This window comes from Fibrobacter sp. UWT3, from assembly GCF_900230125.1.
Lineage (GTDB): Bacteria > Fibrobacterota > Fibrobacteria > Fibrobacterales > Fibrobacteraceae > Fibrobacter.
Genome location: NZ_OCSS01000003.1, coordinates 716,077 through 735,149 on the forward strand (window position 1 = coordinate 716,077; position 19,073 = coordinate 735,149).

Annotated in this window: 10 protein-coding genes; 1 reads left to right on the top strand and 9 read right to left on the bottom strand. The window is 53.3% G+C overall.

The annotated features are described in order from the left end of the window. Positions 1-11: 11 nt before the first annotated feature. Genes CRO08_RS14630 through CRO08_RS14640 form a run of 3 tightly spaced genes read right to left on the bottom strand, consistent with a single transcriptional unit; the run spans position 12 to position 3,822 of the window. Entirely contained in the window at positions 12-1,178 is a 1,167-nt protein-coding gene (locus CRO08_RS14630; protein ID WP_097036793.1) for a DUF4912 domain-containing protein, read from the bottom strand. 20 nt (positions 1,179-1,198) lie between these two features. Further along, positions 1,199-2,440 carry a hypothetical protein gene (locus CRO08_RS14635; RefSeq protein WP_097036794.1) on the bottom strand — a complete coding sequence of 414 codons (1,242 nt, stop codon included), beginning with the start codon at positions 2,438-2,440 and terminating at the stop codon, positions 1,199-1,201. Beyond that, positions 2,437-3,822 carry a hypothetical protein gene (locus CRO08_RS14640; RefSeq protein WP_097036795.1) on the bottom strand — a complete coding sequence of 462 codons (1,386 nt, stop codon included), beginning with the start codon at positions 3,820-3,822 and terminating at the stop codon, positions 2,437-2,439. Before CRO08_RS14640 ends, CRO08_RS14635 begins: the two co-directional genes overlap by 4 nt. A 134-nt stretch (positions 3,823-3,956) precedes the next feature. Here CRO08_RS14640 and thrC point away from each other — a divergent pair, with 134 nt between their 5' ends. Continuing rightward, the gene (thrC, locus tag CRO08_RS14645) at positions 3,957-5,297 is read left to right on the top strand and encodes a threonine synthase (RefSeq protein WP_097036796.1); all 1,341 of its coding nucleotides are present in this window, start codon (positions 3,957-3,959) and stop codon (positions 5,295-5,297) included. A 395-nt stretch (positions 5,298-5,692) separates the two neighbouring features. Here the strand turns inward: thrC and CRO08_RS14650 are convergent, their stop codons facing one another. From CRO08_RS14650 to hemW, 6 genes are all read right to left on the bottom strand, one after another. Beyond that, positions 5,693-6,151: a hypothetical protein gene (locus CRO08_RS14650; protein ID WP_097036797.1), complete on the bottom strand. Its 459-nt coding sequence runs from the start codon at positions 6,149-6,151 to the stop codon at positions 5,693-5,695. 25 nt (positions 6,152-6,176) lie between these two features. Further along, positions 6,177-7,109: a fibrobacter succinogenes major paralogous domain-containing protein gene (locus CRO08_RS14655; protein ID WP_097036798.1), complete on the bottom strand. Its 933-nt coding sequence runs from the start codon at positions 7,107-7,109 to the stop codon at positions 6,177-6,179. Positions 7,110-7,112: 3 nt separating this feature from the next. After that, the gene (locus tag CRO08_RS14660) at positions 7,113-10,763 is read right to left on the bottom strand and encodes a S8 family serine peptidase (protein WP_097036799.1); all 3,651 of its coding nucleotides are present in this window, start codon (positions 10,761-10,763) and stop codon (positions 7,113-7,115) included. A gap of 72 nt (positions 10,764-10,835) precedes the next feature. Then, positions 10,836-15,056, bottom strand: a complete 4,221-nt coding sequence (locus CRO08_RS14665) for a hypothetical protein (protein ID WP_141398407.1) — start codon at positions 15,054-15,056, stop codon at positions 10,836-10,838. Between the two features lie 21 nt (positions 15,057-15,077). Further along, entirely contained in the window at positions 15,078-17,798 is a 2,721-nt protein-coding gene (locus CRO08_RS14670) for a hypothetical protein (protein WP_141398408.1), read from the bottom strand. 98 nt (positions 17,799-17,896) lie between these two features. Next, complete coding sequence (gene hemW / locus CRO08_RS14675; RefSeq protein ID WP_097036802.1) at positions 17,897-19,033, bottom strand: radical SAM family heme chaperone HemW; 1,137 nt, start codon at positions 19,031-19,033, stop codon at positions 17,897-17,899. Between the last annotated feature and the right edge of the window lie 40 nt (positions 19,034-19,073).

Consider the following 19,073-nt stretch of genomic DNA (forward strand, 5'->3'; position numbering starts at 1 on the left):
AGCAGGCTAGCCTACTCCGTGCGCTTCACCACAATAGGGACAATCGTTGTCGGGAAGTCGCCATCCTTGTCGGTAGCGAACACCGGGATAATCTTCGTAGAATCCGGCAGGTCTTCCTCGAAACTGAAGGTGCCATCCGGGTTCAGCGGGAACGGTTCGCCGCGCACCTGGAGGTGTGCATCCGGGCGGGTTCCACCGTACACAATCAAGCGGGTCTTGACCCACAGGAAGAAATCCTTCCCGTAGTTCACGGAATCCTTCGGGAGTTCAAGCTTGTTGCTCTTGAGGGCGGCGCTGGAAAGTGCACCCGAGAACATGGAACCCGAGGAACTGGAAAGCGTGCCGAGCGCGTTTTCGAGCCAGTTCTTCGCAGACATGCTCGAAAGTCCCGAACTGCCGAAACCGCCCATGGCGGCGCCGCCGAGGGACGCCTTCACGAACACGTCGTCCACGTTCACCTGGGAACCTTCCGGAGAGTAGGCCTGCACCGGGACGGATTCCACGAGCGGCATGAAGTTCTTGCCCTGAGCAAAGCCGAGCACGGCCACCGTATTGGAGGTAGCCTTGTTTTCCACATACCAGCTGCGGGCATCGGCGGGCACCACCACGTCGTGGAACTTGCGCTTCTTGCTGCGCTTCACGGTGAGGTCGTCCGAAATATCGAACAGGCGGAGCACCAGCTTGCCCTTGCCCTTCTTGGCGCGCTTGATACGGTCCTCGGAAACTTCCCAGAAGGCCTGCATCCAGTTCGGGTCCTTCTGCATGAGCACGAGGTATTCGGGGTCGAAGTTCTGCGCCATGCTGGCAGTCTTCGTCACGGGCTTCGCGGCGGCCTTCGGGGCGGTGACCTTCACCGACTTCGCAGACTTCCTTGCGGTAGATTTCAGCACCACATCGGTCTGTTCCGATGCCTTCGGGGCAGACTTCGCGGAAGCCTTCGCCGTCACCTTCGCGGCAATCTTTGCGACGGGTTTCGCCGCAGTCTTCGTGGCGGTCTTTACCGCAGTCTTTGCGGCACTCTTTGCCGTAGCGGTCTTCGTCGCGACCTTTTCTACCACCTTTTCGGCTTCCTTGGCGGCAGTCTTCACCGCCTTCGTTATCTTGGAGGTCGTTTCCTTGACGGCCTTTTCCACCACCTTCTTGGTGGCCTTAGTCTTTGCTGTTTTTTTCGTAGCCATTACTAGCCTCCTTCGAAAATCTACCTGCGGGACTGTCCCCAGCTGCCGATACCCATCAAGCCGAGACGGATTCCCAGGAACACTTCATCCCAGTTGCCCTCGGATTCAGAGAAGCGCTTGCCGCCCTGGAGCGCGAGATCCACGGCGATGCCCTTCCTGCCCAGCGGGAAGTTCGCACCAATGGAACCGCCCACCTCGTAAACGTCCTCGATGTACCAGTTCTTGTACCATGCGCCTGCACGGTAGGTAATCCTGTCCCAGAACGGGTCGTAGTACAGCCCACTGCCATCGCGCTGGTAACCTATGGACGCGACAAAGTCGTTCTGCGTCTTGGTCACGCTCCGCATGTCGTAGCTATGCCCCACGTTATCGATGTCCTTGTCCCAGGCGCGCCACTGCAAGTCGGCCATCACGTTGTGCCTCTTGGCAAGGCGGTAGTTGACACCGGTCGCAAACATGGCGGGGACCTCGATGCGACGGTCAATCTCGCTCGGCACAAGCGTATCAATTTCCGAGAACCGGAAGTTGTATTCCAGTTCGTTCAAAAGCGTATAGCCCGTCGTGTACGAGAAGTAGAACGAGGACTGACGACCGCGATACTGCACGGAGCCGGTGTAGTAGCCGGGGTGATGCTCAACTTCCCACGAGCCTTCCACGTAGTCCGTAATATCCCTGTTGTTGGTGGCCCACAGGTCTTCTTCAGCGACGGATTCCTTGTTCGGGCCAAGCGTAAGGCTGCGCTTCATGCTACCCATCACGATATGCATGGACGCACCCAGCGAAACATTGCGGAGGTACGGGAGACGCACCGCGTATGTCGGCACAATCTCGTAGACGCTTCCGTTGTATTCAATCTTCGCGTTGGCAGATAATGCGGAATCGGAAATCTCCTCGCGGATAACGGAAGAATAATGCTGCCAGAGAGACACGCCGAACGCGCCAAAATCGCCCATCGGGAACGAGAGGTTGAACGAGGGCATGGCGATGTTCTTCGTGAAGTAGCTTTTGCCGTGAGCTTCTGCAGTATAGAGGTCCAGCAGGAAGTTCAGGTTGAACACGACCTTGGTATCGAAGGCCATGCGTGCCGGGTTCGTGACGGAAAGCCCTTCGGATTCACCCGTCTTTGCACCGCCGGCAAAACCGCGGCCTGCCGCAGCGACGGAACCGCCCACAGTCTGTTCTTCACCGAGGGCATCGAGACCAATCATCGACGCCTGCGTAAACGCGACAAGGCAAACAATCAATCCTAGAATCTTTTTCATTCTTCACCCCCGCGCTTGGTGGCAAGCCAGAGCTTGAGCGTTGCCGGCTTGCTGAACGATGTACCGAAGTCGTACCGGGCGTAATCGAAATGGCTAAAGAACACATACGACGTATCCGTCTTGCCTGTCGTCGAATCCTTGAAGGCGTAGTCCACGTAGGCGGAATCCATCGCCTGGAGCGTCGGGTAGCCGAGGCGCACCATCATCTTGAGATTGCGCCCGCTCTTTGCCTGGTTGATAACGTCGCGCATGCCGTAGGTCACCTGCAACGAGAGTGAATCTCCGTCGAAGAACACGATGTTCGGGTGACCGGATTCCACAATCATCTTGCGGTTCAGCCTGTATTCTTCCATCTTGCGGACTTCCGTTCCCAGGCTATCGATAAACGTGCCCACCACAACCTGGATGGGCAGTCCCAGTTCGTTTATGCCCTCGGAATCGTCTCGCGGGAAGGTTATCTGCGCAAGCACCACCGCCTGGCGCACGTCGTTGCCGTCACCCTCGTCGAAGGGGAAGGCATCGCCGTAAAAGTCCGAGAGCGCCTCGAGAACCTTATCGACAGGGTACTCCACCACGATGGAATCGAGCACGCCGCCATGCAGCAACAGGCATCCGTCGCAGGTATCATTGTATGTAACAACTTCACTCATACGGAAAGCGACAAAGTTCTTGTAGGTGGTATCGGAGAACGTCTTCACACGCATGAAGGGTGGCAGCCCAGTCCCCGTACCGTAGATACGGTAGGCTCGCTTGGATTCCGGAGCGGAAAGGCGCAACTGCAGGTGCGTCGCGGAGCCCGATTTCTTCAAGTCCTCGACCAGCGCAGAAGGCATGGGAATCTTCACGAGGGAATCCTTTGCATCAATGGAAAGTTCATACGTGGTATCGGCGGAATTGTCCGCCTCCCATTCCATGAGGCTTTCACGCCAGGCGGAATCCGAGATGTCCTTGATGCTGTCGACAAAAGCCTTGGGCTTGCCCTTGCCCACATCGAGTTTCCATTCCACCTTCAGGTTGAGCGTTTCCTTGTACGGGAGAGAATCGGCCGGGAAGTACTTCGCAGAATAGAACGGATTGAGCACGAACAGGGTAACGAACGCCGCCGCGGAATCCGATTTGGACAGAGAATCGATGAAAGCCGAATCCCTGAACGCGATATCGAGAACGAGGTCGTGCGTGAGCCCCGCCTGCGTGCCGAAGATTGTCCTGTCGTACGCAGGGAAAACGGTCCTGCCCGCAAACGCCTCCGCCGACACCGGAGTCAGGTCTTCTATAGTAACAGTCTGGACCTTGTAGCTATCGGGCAGGCCCTGGTCTCTAAGCCAGCCGCTGAGCGCCGTATCCTCGGAATCGAACAGGCACGCCGACAGCGTTAACGCCATTACAGCCAAAAAGGACAATAGAACAAATTTTCTCTTTTTCACTCGGTTCTCCGAATCTAGTCTAAAATTCGCCCTATAATATAGAAAATTTGCCCCTTTTTACTATATTTGTCCCCGAAAATCAAGAGGACATTATGGCCCAATTCAACGCGCATTTCAGGAACATCAACGGGGACGACACCTACCCGCTGACCGACGTCATTTACCGCAGCAAGGTGGACGGCAGCCTTTTGGAAGTCGAACACGACCGTGCAGCCCTTGCCGAGAAGAGCCCCGAGGAATGGAAAAAGCTCTTTGCCGAACGCCGCATGAGCTTTGAACCGGCCGACATGAGCGGCATCTGGAGCAAGCGCGAAATGGTGCTCCCCGACATGCCCCTCGAAGACATCGTCACGATGCGCGAAGGCTGGAGCCCGCTCTTTGACGCGGCCCCGCTCGCAAAAGAAATGGGCATCAAGAGCCTCAAGGTCAAGCTTTGCGGCAACTCCCACACCGGTTCTTTCAAGGACCTCGGCATGACGGTCCTCGTGAGCCAGGTGAACCACATTATTAAGAAGAAGATTCACGAAATCGACGCCGTGGCCTGCGCCTCTACCGGCGACACCTCCGCAGCCTTGAGCGCCTACTGCGCGAAGGCCGGCATTCCGAGCATCGTGTTCCTGCCCGCCGGCAAGACAAGCGTCGCCCAGCTGATCCAGCCGATTTCTAACGGCAGCATCGTGCTCGCCCTCGACACCGACTTTGACGGTTGCATGAAGATCGTGCAGCAGGTGACTGCCGACAACCGCATCTACCTCGCGAACTCCATGAACAGTCTCCGCGTGGAAGGCCAGAAGACGATTTCTCCGGAAATCTGCCAGGAAATGGGCTGGAAGGTTCCCGACACCGTGATTATCCCGGGCGGAAACCTCGGCAACGTGAGCGCCCTCGCGAAGGGTTTCGAAGACTGCAAGGCTATGGGCCTCATCGACCGCATCCCGCGCATTATCGTCGCCCAGGCCGAAAATGCGAATCCGTTCTTCCAGGCTTACGAACGCGGCTTCGACAAGTTGGTCCCGATGCAGGCCAAGAAGACTCTCGCAAGCGCCATCCAGATCGGTAACCCGGTCAGCTACCCGAAGGCCGTGCGCGCCATCCAGAAGACGAACGGCATGGTCGTGAGTGTTTCCGAAGAAGAACTCGCGAACGCCGCCCACCGCGGCGACCGCATCGGTCTTTACTGCTGCCCGCACACGGGTGTCGCCCTCGGCGCCCTCGAAAAGCTCGTGGCCGCAGGTAAGATCGACAAGGAAGAGAACGTGGTCGTCATCAGCACGGCACACGGCCTCAAGTTCACCGAATTCAAGGTCGGCTACCACGAAAAGAAGCTCGAGAACATCTGCTCCAAGTTCGCGAACCCCGTGTTCAAGGCCCCGGCAGACCTCGGCGCCGTCATGGACATCCTCAAAAAAGAGATGACTGAAAGAAGGCGCTAATCAGCGCGTCATCCTGAAGCGCGAAGCGCCGAAGGATCCAGACTTGCGTTAGAAAAGACTCCATTATTTTATGGAGTCTTTTTTCTGCAAATTCTCCTTCAATAGTTATCGTCTTGTAAACTTGTCCATCACGGTCATCAGTCATTTCGCCATGCGATACTACATACACATTCATTGAGGAACTACTTTGTTCTACAAAAGAACAACTCACAAGCAAGGAACTTGATACAAGCAAACTTTCGTTAGATGAGGATGCGCAGGAAGCATTACTTTCTGCTACAGGAGAAACGTCCTCTGAAGAGGAAATCGCCAAAGGCTCTATCGCAGAAGACAACTCTTCAGAAGGTCCCTCAGGATACTGTTTTGCGCATAATCTGTTCTATGGAGAAAGGAAGTTACTCCGGATAAGCAAAAGCGCCAACAAAACGAATGCTATTTATATCATGGGGCGTTTGCAATTGATGATAAGTCACAAGAACCCTGGTTCGTTCGTTAAAAGCGTTGAGTAAGAATGCCGCATTCAAAACAACTGCAAGAGCATCAACGTTCTCTATGGGATCCTCTATCAAGAACGGCCTCAAAATATGTTGAGCCTTTGTTGTGTCTAGAGTATTGTCATTAGTATAGGGATATGTCGTGAAGTTAGTCGTGTCCAAATTAGAACAAAGAGAATCCTGCCCTATGTTGAACCGAACCCCACCAGATATTTCGGTTGAAAGATTACAAATGTAACCAACATCATAACACTGGCCAGGAAGCAAGTGCGATTCTGGATTATCGAGATAGCATACTTCTGCCGCAAAGGATATCGCGGTTATAAATGCAATCAAAATAAAAAACATTGACTTGCTCATCGTTTACTCCTTTTTTATCGTATGTTTATTCAAGAATGACATCTTTTAAGCAACGGATTGACATACCGACAGATTTTGGAAAACAATCTGTAAGACTGACCGATTCAACAAACATATAATAAGCTTCTCTGCAACTCATTTCAACAGAAGTCCAAAAGTAAGCGGTCACTCCCATTGCAGCAAACACATCGGCTCCATATGAGGATCTCTGGGAAAAAATACCCGCTGGCAAAACATTTAAACCTTTGCTATTTGTCCCATTACTGTCATCATTCCAACCAATATCTGATTTAATCGAAGATGCGGATGCATAGAACCCATCGCTTACCGACAACCAATCTTTTTCAGATGGCAACCGCCACCCTGCCGGACAAACACCTCGAATTTGCCGATCCATAATTTCGCACATTTCGCAACATAATTCTGTGCCGCATTGAAACTCTCGTTCAAGCCCGCATTTTTTCCCATCATCACTAAACAAAGCGGCGCTGTCCATGGCTGCTGACCACAAATAGAGCCGTCCGTACTTTTTACAGTTCTCCGGGTCGTTATCATAGCACCAGCTGGACGAATCCAGTGTTGATGTCGGCTGAAGATAAGCATAGTTGAGATTTTCCGCCATCCATATCTGATTGCCGATTTTTACCGTCTTGTATGTTTGACCATCTCGATCATCAACAAGTGTTCCATATTCGCAGTTGTCTTCAGTTTCTGTCTTACAAGGTATGATGATAGTAGGGGCACTGCTAGAAGAAATGCCTTTGGTTTCCGACGAAGAACTAATCGAAATATCCGACAAACTAGTACTAGAGTAAAATTCATCTTGCGAACAACTGTACAAAGTGTCGCCACTAAAAGAACTTTGTCCGACAACATTAGACGACTTGTCATCGGAACAACCCACCGAGGAAAGCAATAGGCTTATTAGTAATGGAAAAACAAAGAAACGTCTGGTCATTGTTTATTTCCTTTTTTTATATATTGGCAGGAAGGGCATCATAAGCGTTGAATAGGGAACAGACTGTATCTTCTGTATTCCGAACCCCCATCCCTCATACTTATCGTCGCTATCTAGTTCAACAATCAACTTATCCGATTTGACCTTAACAGTCTTGCCCGCCAACTGGTTTGAGACATATGTCCCCAACGAAGTTTTGTCTGCATCAAAAAGCTTAATGGTATCCCCTGCAGCAGCAAATGTTCTATCGTCAAAAGTAATACGATTTAGGCTTGATTTGTTGAAATTGTATGTACAGCGGTATGTCGTTTGCGGTGCGTAATTATGAACGACACTGCAGAAATTGCTCTCCTTAAGGGAGAAGTCGCTAACGAGCGTCGCCACCTGCGCATTGCTATCCGCATTGTTGTAGTCCTCGAGTCGTCGACCCCTCACGACAATCTGCCATTCACCCAGCTCGGGAAAATCTACGTCTACAACTTCAACATTGTTCAGATGGTCGAAACAACTATAATCAATTTTATTGCTAGACGAGCAAATCCTATATGCGTTATGAACATCACTATCGAAAATTCTTTCAAATCCCGTCATTTTATTAGAGTGAGTTCCATCTTTCGTAATAAATTCTGTAGGTAGCGTGTCTAGACGCCAAGGGTAGTAATATTCACCGGATGGACTAACAAGATACATGTCAAGGTCATTGACCAATTTTGATTCCTTGAAGCGCGTCTCATCTATCGCCATCCTCCTGATTCCCGGTGAATCGTCCCATACAAGTGTTGCTCTTAGACGTTGTTTCCCGGGGGAGACAACCGTTGTCCATCTTTTCTCAACCCCATTCCCGATTTCTATTTCGCGAAACCTTGCAAATTCCTTCGTATTTTTGTTGTAGTCGGAAATCATATCCAGAGCGGACTTGCCATCGACATAGCCCCATCCCGTAGCAAAGTCCGGACCCTTGCCGTAGGGAGTATAGTGAGGCATACTATCATGATGCGTAGCATACAAATCCGGGTTGCTGGAAAAATGGGCCTGTTCGGAATCTTCCATATCTATTGCTGTATGAATCATGAGTGCTTTGACCGCAGAGTTCCTCATGGAATGCTTGTGCAGGGAATCTCCCGTAGTGTCGCGGAATTTCTGGTACATAAGGGCGGCAATGCCGCTCACGAAGGGTGCTGCTTGCGAAGTTCCGCCATCTGTTAGGGATTGATATCCGCAGGAATCACTTTTACAGGTATCAGGCGAAACAATGCTTTTTATAAAACTGAAATCCAGTCTCAAAAAATAAGCATTGATGGTGGTGTCGAGGGAAGATAGCGAAAAACGCTTCACAGAATATTTATTAGAGTCTTCCCAGACAGTGGGAACTTTAACCTGCCAAACATTATCTTTAAAATTTTCATTAGGATATATCACGCTAAGGGAATCAACGAGTGAAACGGGTGGTGGATAGAAGCCTGATTCATGCGTTCCGAAGAATGCGGCGCCAAATATCGTGTTATCACTCCATCCCTTCCCTTTACGGAAACGGACCTCTATTTCGTCTGTCGGTGAGACAGATACAGAATCAAAATCCCAGAGTGCCGAAATGCCCAGTTGCGAAGTGTTGCCACAACTGAACTTGTAAGCAAAGGCTCCTGCATTAATCGTGTCAATCGACGCAGTAGCGAGTGCATTTCTCAAAAAAGCAGATTTTGCAGGAAAGGCGTTAGAATCTAAAACGAGATAAGGCGTGTCGGAGCCTTGTCGGTAAAGCTTTATAAAATCAACGTATATCTCGACAGAATCTTCCCCTGTTGCAACAATCTGGCTGGTAGCACCAGGAGCCATAATATCGGGCTTGATGCGTCCGTCCCATGTGGGCCCCATGCTGGAATGGTGGAATCGAACTTTTTCCTTGCTGGTCATGTTACCGACGACGATTGCGTTTTTAGAATTGGAAAGAATGGTGTGATAGCCTCTCAAAATTCCATGTTTGTAATGCGAATCCCCTAAATCATCACCATTATTACATGCCGCATACACAACTGTTTTCACCAACGAGTCGCCTTCAACACAATTCAAAATTTTCCCCAGATTTGATTGTCCTGTAGCAATATTTGTACATTCGCTTTTCCAGTTTCTAAAAATAGCATCATCCATTGTATACTCATTTTTTATATAGAACCCCTTAGTATGGGTCATATGCGAATGGTTTACCACATGCCCCACTTGCGCTTCAGGGGAAGCTGGGCTTTTATATGCATAAAAATGAACTTTTGGAGCAATCCCGCGAATTAAGTGTCCGTTACTATTGTTTCCGTTCCCTCCAATGATGCCTGCAACACTGCTACCATGGGCTTCTGTATAACCAACTAATTTGATGCTGTCGATTTCGTCAAATCTTACTCCAAAATACTCACTCGAATCCATGACTCTTGGCTTCAATTTTCCCGTAGAATCATATTCGTTAAAGTCGGGATGATGAAAATCTATACCGGTATCATACACCCCCACAACAATCCCTTCTCCTGTGTACTCCAGTCCAGAAAGCCATTCTTTTGTCGCACTATCCATCTGTAGTGCGCGCTGCCATGCAGTATCGCTTTGCAACACCGAAATATTCACAGCGTCGCGGTCAACGGGACTGCTTGCGAGGCCCAATTCGTGTTGAACAACAAGCCCGTCAATATTCACGTTATGGCTAAGGCATTGGAGCGAATCCTTCCTGACCTTCGCAATCAACAATCCGCGGGCAACGCCAATATCGTCGCCCCCACATGCAGCGACTTCTTCAACGCACGTATTGACGGAGACATCGGGCCAGCAGTATATTTCCATATCAATCCTTGATGAATCCTCGTACAGACTATCCTGATAAAACTCTATCTCTACCGGAGTGGAATCGTCCACGGCAACCGTGTTGTAGAGCCCCGCAATCAGGCTGTCCAGCAGACTCTTCTGCACATCGGTTTCGCTACGAAACAGGGCGAGAGTCTTGCCCTGGTGCCTACCTACGGAATGCTTGACGATTCCACGCTCGGCAAGCAGGTTCCGTTCCTTCGGAGAGATGGGCGTGTCCTTGAGCAGCCAGAATCGACCCGCCGGGACAACCTCGGTCGAGTCGCCATCATACCGTTCAACCGTAAAATTGCTACCACGGTCAGTCCACAGCACGACATCGGGAGCATTGCTGTTTCCACCAAGCGGGTCGAAGCCCCAAAGAATATTGTGTGATGCGTCATAGACCGCCATGAAGTAGTTCGGCTCGTAGACCTCGGCATTATGCTGGTATGACAAGTCGTTAGACGAATCCCAGCCCATCAAAAAACCTTCGCTATAGATGCGGCAATGAATTTCAACGGAATCCCCAGGGAAAAGAAGACCGTGAAGGGAGAACTTGACTACAGTGTATTGCCCCGCCTGCACCACGGATGCCGTTACGGGATTTAGACCGGAGGAAACATCCACTTCAGCCCCAAGCGGAGCCTGAGCAGCATAATAATTGATTTCGGGATTTAGGACAGGCGCAGTTGACGTGTTCGTAAGTCTAAATCGGTAATTGACGAAGTTCCATGCAGTCACGTGACGGTCGCTTGTCAACCGCACCGATGGGCTCGACCAAGCGAGCCCGATAACAATCAAAAGAAGAAATTGCAAGGCTATCTTCATAGAAGACTATAGAACTCTAACCCATTTTGATACACTTGCCCCACTATGCGGGAGTACGTACACTGCAAGCCGTCACTTCTTGTGTTTCTTGCGGCGAACGCCCCACTTGTCCTTGATTTCTTCTTCGATCTTCTTCTTTTCGTAACGGACAACCATCTTGAACTGCACCGTGTAAACGCCGGTACCCACGAAGCGGCCGCGATGGTCCTTGAAGTTCCAGTTCACGAACAGCTTCTGGTCGGAGACAAGGCAGTTTCCGCCGAACTTCGGGCTGTTACAGGGCACCAGGATGGTCGTGTCGTTCACGTACTGTCCCAGGTGGTCATAGTAGTTCACGACAAACGTGATGAACACCTTTTCCGGGTCAAGAGAATCGAGCACGGACGGGTCCACCGTTCCATCGGCAGAGATCTGCGCGCGGTCAAGGAGTTGCGGCACGAACCGCTCGCCCAATTGCACGAGCTGCCCGAGGGCACCCTCCTTCTCCATGTCTTCCTTGGTCGTAGAACTCGGCATGTAGCGCAGGTTCACGGAGCTCAAGGTCTGCAGCACTTCGTCTTCGCCGTCGAAGGTACCCATATTGGTCGCTTCCACCAGGTGGTTCAGGAGGCCCGCAATCACCACGGGGCTCGGGTCATCGCCCGCAACGTTACCGTAGTTATCCTCGATAACGCTCTTTTCGCCATGCACCACCATGAGCGAGTCGCCCGGGAGAATCGTAGAGGCACCGCCGTCGACGATAATCTTCACGCTCAGGCCATCGGCAGCCCAGTCGAGCCCCTTCGGGTTGATATCGATGGTGTCCTTGCCGTGGATGTAGCTGAAGAAGTCGTCACCCTTCAGGTCCTTGTACTTGATGACCTCGGAGAAGTAAACGATGAGCGTATCTGCCTTCTTGCCGTAACTGAGGGTAACCGCAGAAACTACCGGCGACATCTTGTCGACCAGCGGGGCGGATTCCTCGTTCACAAACGTCTGGCCGAGCACGTCGTAGTACGTGTAGATAGTCGCCTGCGGGAGCGATTCGCTGATGCTCGTGACGCCCTTCGCAATCGGGGTCGTCGAGACCACGTTCCAGACCACGCGGGTAGAATCCTTGCCGTCGAACTTGAGGTCGGCGGGCTGGGCCTGCAGCTGGATCATGAGCCCGCGCTCGCTGTACCACGGGTATGTCGCATACAGCATGTTCTTCTCGGTCTCGGTCAGGGGGCCACTGAAGTTGGTCACTATCTGGTCCAGCACGCCATCGCCATCGGTATCCCTGTATTCCACATCCACCACAGAGGGCAGGCGATCAATGACCGTTATGGGCACCTCGCGTTCATACTCGTCGGACGTGAGATACTTGAGATTGTTGAACTGCACGCTCGGATGCAGAGACACGCTATCGCGCTTGTCGCCCTTCAGGCCCATGTTCTCGCCCACGAGAATCACCATGTTCCTGGTCGGCATATAGATATTGGTGATCTGGTCCAGGTTGAACCCGTAGCGCTTGCCTTCCTGCTTCAGGAGCACGAGCATCTCGGGCGTAGCGAGGTCCCTCGGGATAAGGTCGATATTGAACTCGATAAAGAGCGAATCCTTGCCGTGCACGTCGCGGATGGCGAAAGCATCCTTGATGACGCGGCTACCGACTTCGATAATGTAGGCATCGCGCGTATACGCGACATCGTCGTGGATGTTCTTGTAGGTAATGACCGCATAGGCGTCTTCGGGGAACTTTTCCGGGAAGTCGAGGTCAGCCACATCGATGCTGATGCGGTCGCGGGTTCCGTTCAAGGTTGGCTTGCTCTTGGGCTTGAGCGTATCGCCCTTCACCACAAGAACCACCGACGATACCTCGAGTTCGGAAATCAGGGTATCCTTCAGGACGATTTCAACGTAGTCAAGCGCCTGGTCGCCATCGGTATCCTTGATGTAGCCCAGTTCGGCATCCGGAATCGGGTCATAGAAGTTTATGTTGTCTATAATAATGGTCGTACCGCTCCCCGGGTCGTGCACGATGATGGAACCACCATTCACAACACTGTCGGCAGTCACCCAGATGGTAACGGAACCGTCGGCATTCACGCGGATGGTATCGCTCGGGTTCGGATTCTTGGGGTCAACGAGCGTAAGGCCCGAAGCTGTCGCGAACGTGAGGCTGTCCACATCGCCAAAGTATTCCTTCACCTTATCCGGATCGAGCGTAAGGGCGACAACCTGCCCCACCTGGGCGGAGTCAAGCCCGGAATTCACGTGCAGGTCGAGATTGAGCGCAACCGGGTTGTTTTCTTCCATGTAGTAGTTCTCGCCAATCTTGATAATACCCGTACCAGCCGTGGAATCCACCGGCAGGAGAACCGTTGCAGTCGTAACGATGGAATCGCCCTTCTCGAACTTGTCGTCGGACGGGTAGAAGTCGATACCGCCGCCACTGCTAGAAACATCGAAGTCCTCGAACCCGACATACACGCGGGAAGAACTGGACCCGAAGTTGATATCCTCGGAACCGCCCTTATTGGAGGAGCTGCTGCCGGAGTTACCACCCGAGGAACTGTTACCGGAATTACCGCCGGAAGAACTCGTGCCCGGATTGTCGCCAGAAGAACTGTTACCGGAGTTGCCACCAGAAGAACTGCTGCCGGAATTGCCGCCGGAAGAGCTGCTGCCGGAGTTGCCACCGGAGGAACTCGTGCCCGGATTGTCGCCAGAAGAGCTGCTACCGGAGTTGCCACCGGAGGAACTCGTACCCGGATTGTCGCCAGAAGAGCTGCTGCCGGAGTTGCCGCCGGAAGAACTCGTACCCGGATTGTCACCGGAAGAGCTACTACCGGAATTGCCGCCGGAAGAACTCGTGCCCGGATTGTTGCCCGAAGAACTAGTGCCAGGATTGCCACCGGAAGAACTTCCCGGCCTGCTGGAACTGCTCGAATTCACGCTGGAAGAGGATTCCTCGTACACCACGCGCGAAGAACTGAACCCGATGCTGCTGCTCGAGACCTCGACATCGGAACCGGTATTTGCGCCCGTACGCACGACACCTGCACCCGAAAGCGGGGCAAGGTCATCGAGGTAGTTATCAATCCACTGCAGGTGAACGAGCACGTTGTCGTTGATTTTCTTGTCAGGGTTCGCCGCGTAGTCCACGAATACGAGGTGACCCGTATTGCTCGCCACAAACAGGTGACCCATGCCGTCGACCGTACCCTGGTCAAGGCGCCAGCCCACAAAGCCTCCGTCATTGGTTCTCGGAAGCGTCAGGTGATTAAGATCTTCCTGGAAGAAGTACTGGCGCAGGTCAATGAAGGCTACAACCTCGGCCTTCATCTTGCCACCTTCCTTGTAAGGCCTAATCTGCACGATACGCGAACCGCCGAACACGAAAATCGTTTCGGAATACGGGTCGTACGTACCACCATGTGCACCTTCAAGCGAGTCGATAAGGATTGTCGTACCGAGCTTGGTAATCACGGAATCGTTAACTTCGCCACCGATAGAATCCTTATTCGACGCAGTCACCTTGGTCCAGGTCGTATCGGTGATGTAGCCGAAATAGGCTCCCGACCTATTAGATTTCTTCTGGTTGTCGCTACAGGGGTTTCCCGTGTTGGCATTCGTCTCGCAGCCACCGCCCAGATAGTTGGAATACGTAAAGAAGGCTTTGCCGTCCTTATCCCATATAAGCGTAGTCAGTTTGTGGTGCTGCACGCGGTCTGTACTTTTAGGAACAAGTTCCACCCTGTAGCCCTTGTCCGCAAAGTTCCTTGCAGCAATGTTGTTCGAATCAATTTTGGTCGAGAACCTGTAGAGGTAGCCGGGAATGCCCGCCGCCCAGAGCCATTCCTGATTCGGGTCCATCATCAAGTGCCAAAAGCCCTCGGTACTTGTCGCCGGGGTCGATGTCTTCACGAGGCACTTGCCACTGTTGGTTCCTTCCTTTTTTGCGGTCTTGCTAATCTTGTGGACGTTCGGGCCCTGGGCCGCTATGAGCAAGTCGCCATCCGGATGGTGCACGATGCCATCGGCTCCTTTCATCCCGTCTTCCTTACCGCAAAGCGTATCCTTCTGCAACAGTTGTAGGTAACCCGCACCATCGTAGTAGTACTGGAGGCTCTTCACTGCGTCTTTCTGATAACTCGCATACTTCGTGTAATACAGGGTTGCCTTAGTGGAGGCATGAGGAACAATATCGCCAACCTGCTGAATCCAGATACCGGTCGCCGGGTTTTCCGGTGCCGCCATAGTGCCTTGAGCCATGGCAAAGCCACAGCCGAACGCTAATGCTAGTAATGTCTTCACTATCGTTTTCATAGTGTTAACCTCCGAAAGGCGCTAGTCCTTGGACCGAATCTTGCGAGACCCGGTAATGCCCCAATTATAGTACCTTTCCACTTTAAAACTTTCCTTCGCACCATACACGCGCACCTTAATGTGCGCGACATACGCACCCACGCCAACGCGCCTTCCGTTGTTGTCACGCATGTTCCAACGCAGGTACAGCTGGTGCGGGTTTTCAAAACAGTTTCCATCAAAGATATCGCGGTCGTCGCACTTGATTTTTTCCGACGCCTTCGCGACAAACATTCCCAGGTTCGTGTACACGTAGAGTTCCCAGTCCAGGCCTATCTTCGAAAGGTCCATCTCCACGTCATCAGTTTCTTCCTTGAGGATAGTCGCGAAGCTCACGTCCATGAGCACGCCGAGCGCCTTGTGGGCCTCTTCCGAGGTAAGCCCGTCGGCCACCTCGAAGGTAATCGCCTCGTCCACGGACTCGTCGATATTCTGCCTGGATGCAAACGAGTAGTTCTGCGTAATCACGCGCGGGTCACCCTCGACCATCACCGCGGGAGCAAGTCCCGAAAGTCCGTTGCCCTCGCTATCCTTGAAGCTCAGGCACGACGCATCGAACCTCACGGAATCGGCGGGGTTCATGCGCTCCACAAGGCGGGTGCCGCTTTCCATGCGGATTTCGGCAGACTTGCCATCGGGCGCCCACACGACAGCAGTGAACGGGATACTCACCCACTCGCCATCCACGTGGAACTTGAACGCATCAGCGGCACCTTCCACGTTCTTGTAGTCAATCGCCTCGGAGAACTCGATGAAGAACACGTCCGACGCCATCTTCTGGTAGGATTCCGGCTTGAGGAACGTACCCGAGATTACAGGTGCCATGCGGTCGTGCATCCCGAGGGTATCCGTTTTCTCTTTCTTCTCGCCCTCAACCATTTCGAAGTAGGTCACCGTAACGTAGCCGTATTCCTCGCCCGACTTGGAGTAACCCTCGTCTATCGAGGTCAGTTTTTCCTTGATGCCGTACTCGTCCTTCTTGAGGTTGAGCGCAAAGCCCACGAGGGTTCCGTCTTCGGAAAGCGTGAGTTTGTCCGTATCGGGCACGATTTCAATCACCTGCCCGTTCGTATCGAGCCAGTAGTAGCGGATGACCATCTTCTCGAGGTCCTCGCGCGTAATCGGCATGTCGAAAGCGACCGAGGCACTGTCCATGCGACCGTCGCCATCGCGGTCGAAGAACGCGTTCTTCTCGTCATCTACGTAGATGCGGCCCGAGTTCTCGACAACCGCAGGATTATTCTTGCCCGTCTCGTTACCATCCGCCGCCTTCACGAGGCCATCGGGGCACGCCTTGTCGGCACAGGTCGTCGCAATCTTGATGGAATCGCCGAAATCCACGACGCCCGTATCGAGCACGAACACCCAGCGCTTGCCATCCTTCTTAATGGCCTCGAGGTTAATCGGGGTGCCGTTCAAAATGTAGCCCTTGCCCTCATTCCACGACTCGTCAATAGGCTTGTTGTAGAAGAGTTCGAGCGTATCGGTGGCGCCATCGCCCGGAATGAGACTCGCCTTCAGGATGACAGGGCCAATCCTGTCAATCATGGTGCCCTCGGCGCTGGCGGAAGCCCCGGTGTTCACCGACTTCATGTCGACCTTCAGCTTGCCGTTGCCGGAATCTTCCGGGACATCCGAATTCACGTTGGTCAGTTCAAGCAGGCCAGTCTTCTTGGACCAGTCCCATTCGCCATCGTGCTCCACGAGCTTGCCGCCATCCGGCCAGGAGTAGAAGAACTTTTCCATGTCCACGGAATCCTTGCGGCCCGAGAAGTATGCGGCGATGCTGTCGCCTGCGCCGTCACCGTTGGTATCGAAGATGAACGCGCTATCCAGAACAGGCATGTCGGGGTTCACAAACTGCAGGTTGCCGGGGAATTCCTGCGTCACGATGAAGTTCGTGTCGCCTTCCGCCGTGAGGTCGATATAGGAATTGATGGTGAACGGGGAATCGTCGCCAACCACCGCCTTCGTCGCGTGGATGACGAACACCGCACGGCCGTTGCGGAAATCAATTTGGTAGCCGAACGGGCGCAGCGGCAGTTCCTCGCCGGAAAGGCTGTAGTAGCGGAGCGCCGATTCGAGCGGCTTGATGTAGAAGGTCTTTTCGAGGGTGGAATCCGTGACGCCCTTGTCGGGGCCGACCGGAATAAAGGCGCGGGCATACACCACGAGCGAGTCGCCCACCTCAAGCTGAATTTTGGTCACGTCGCTTATGGGTTTTTCGCACTTGCTATCCTCGCAAAACTGCACTCCGGGCACGTAGTAGTTGTACACGCGGGCGATAGAGTACGTGCCATCGTTCTCGAGGGCGGTACCCACCGCGACGTTGTAGATGGGGTAAAGCGCATCGAAGATGACGCCCTGCACGCCGGTCTCGCCGGAGTTCACGACCTTCATGTGCGAAATCTTGTCGCCGCCGTTCTGGAGGGTGAGGCTGACGGAATCGGAATTCGCCTTGGGCGCATAGACGTAGAAGTCCTTGTTCGGAATTGCGTTCGCCGGGATGGCGTCCTTTTCGCCATCCACCACGAACAGGCCGACGCCCTTGGCACCCGCCTCGAGGCGCTGGTACACGCAACGGTCGTCAGGTTCGTCGCCCGAGTAGTCGATGCAGTCCACCGTCTCTTGCGCCAAAAGCCCTGCCGGGAGCAACAGCAACCACAGGAGCAAACACGCGATATTTCGACTCAGGAACTGCATAAAAACCTCAAAAACGGACAATACGACACGTATGGACCATAATACATTATTAAATGTATCTTTTTTTTTAGGAAAATGGGGCGACTGGAGGGGCGATTCTATTCCATCTTGGAATAAACATCGAGCACGACCGTATCCATAAATAGCCATCCCCGACCGACTAGGCGGAAAACGCCCCCGGAAAGCTCGGCATAGCCCTCCGAGACCCACCTCAAAAGGGCCTCTTCCGGAACGGAAAATCCCAGTTTTTTCAGTCCGTCAAGGCGCATTCCATACTTTGTACGTAACGAGAGCTGCACGTATTCGGCGGCAACATCCTCGGGCGTGAGCGCATCGAGCGTGAGCCCCTCCCTCGGGCAGCCGTTTTTCACATATTCGCGCCATCTAGCATACTTTTCGGGGGCGTAGAACCGCACTCCCCCGTAGAACCCGTGGGCGCTCGGCCCGAAGGCCAGGTACTCCCCGCGGTTCCAGTAGTTCAGGTTGTGCAGGCTTTCCTCGCCTGCGCGGGCGAAATTCGACGTCTCGTACCGCGAAAAGCCGCATTTTTCGAGCAAATCGACGCTTTTCAGGTACATTTCCGCATACAGGTCCTCGTCTACGGTCTCGAGACCCTTGGAAACGCGGATTCCCAGGCGCTTCGCCGGGTCGACCTTGAGCCCGTAGAGGCTGATGTGCCCGACTCCGCTACCCGCGAGCCGTTCCACGTCTTGCAGAAGGTCGTCCAGCGATTGCCCCGGCAGGTCGAACATGAGGTCGGCGTTCACCCGCAGGTTCCCGCCCGAAAGGAGCAGGTCCAGGGCGCGCATGCCCGTTTCTACGCTGTGGGAGCGCCCCACCCGGTCGAGCAGGCGCTGGTGCAGGCTCTGGAGCCCGAGACTCGCCCGCGTGATGCCGCATTCCCGGGCCACGGCCAGCCTTTCCTCGTCGCAGGATTCCGGATTGAACTCGAAAGTTGCCTCCTTCAGGCGGCCAAAATCGAGACCCGCGCCCGCAAGGATCCCAAAAAGGCGGGCCATCTGCTCGGGCGAGAGCGCAGAAGGCGTCCCGCCACCCACGTAGAGCGTCTCGACCGCCGAAAATGCCCCCGGATGCCTTTCCGCGAAGGCGGAAACCTCCCCCGATACCAAGTCCAAATATTCCAACTTCAACCATTCGGGAGCCGGAAACGCGTGAAAATCGCAATAATCGCAGATTTTCTTGCAAAAAGGGACATGAATATACAGGCCAAGCATCTTTTTTAAGAATTTTTGGTAATTTTGGGCATACTTTTTG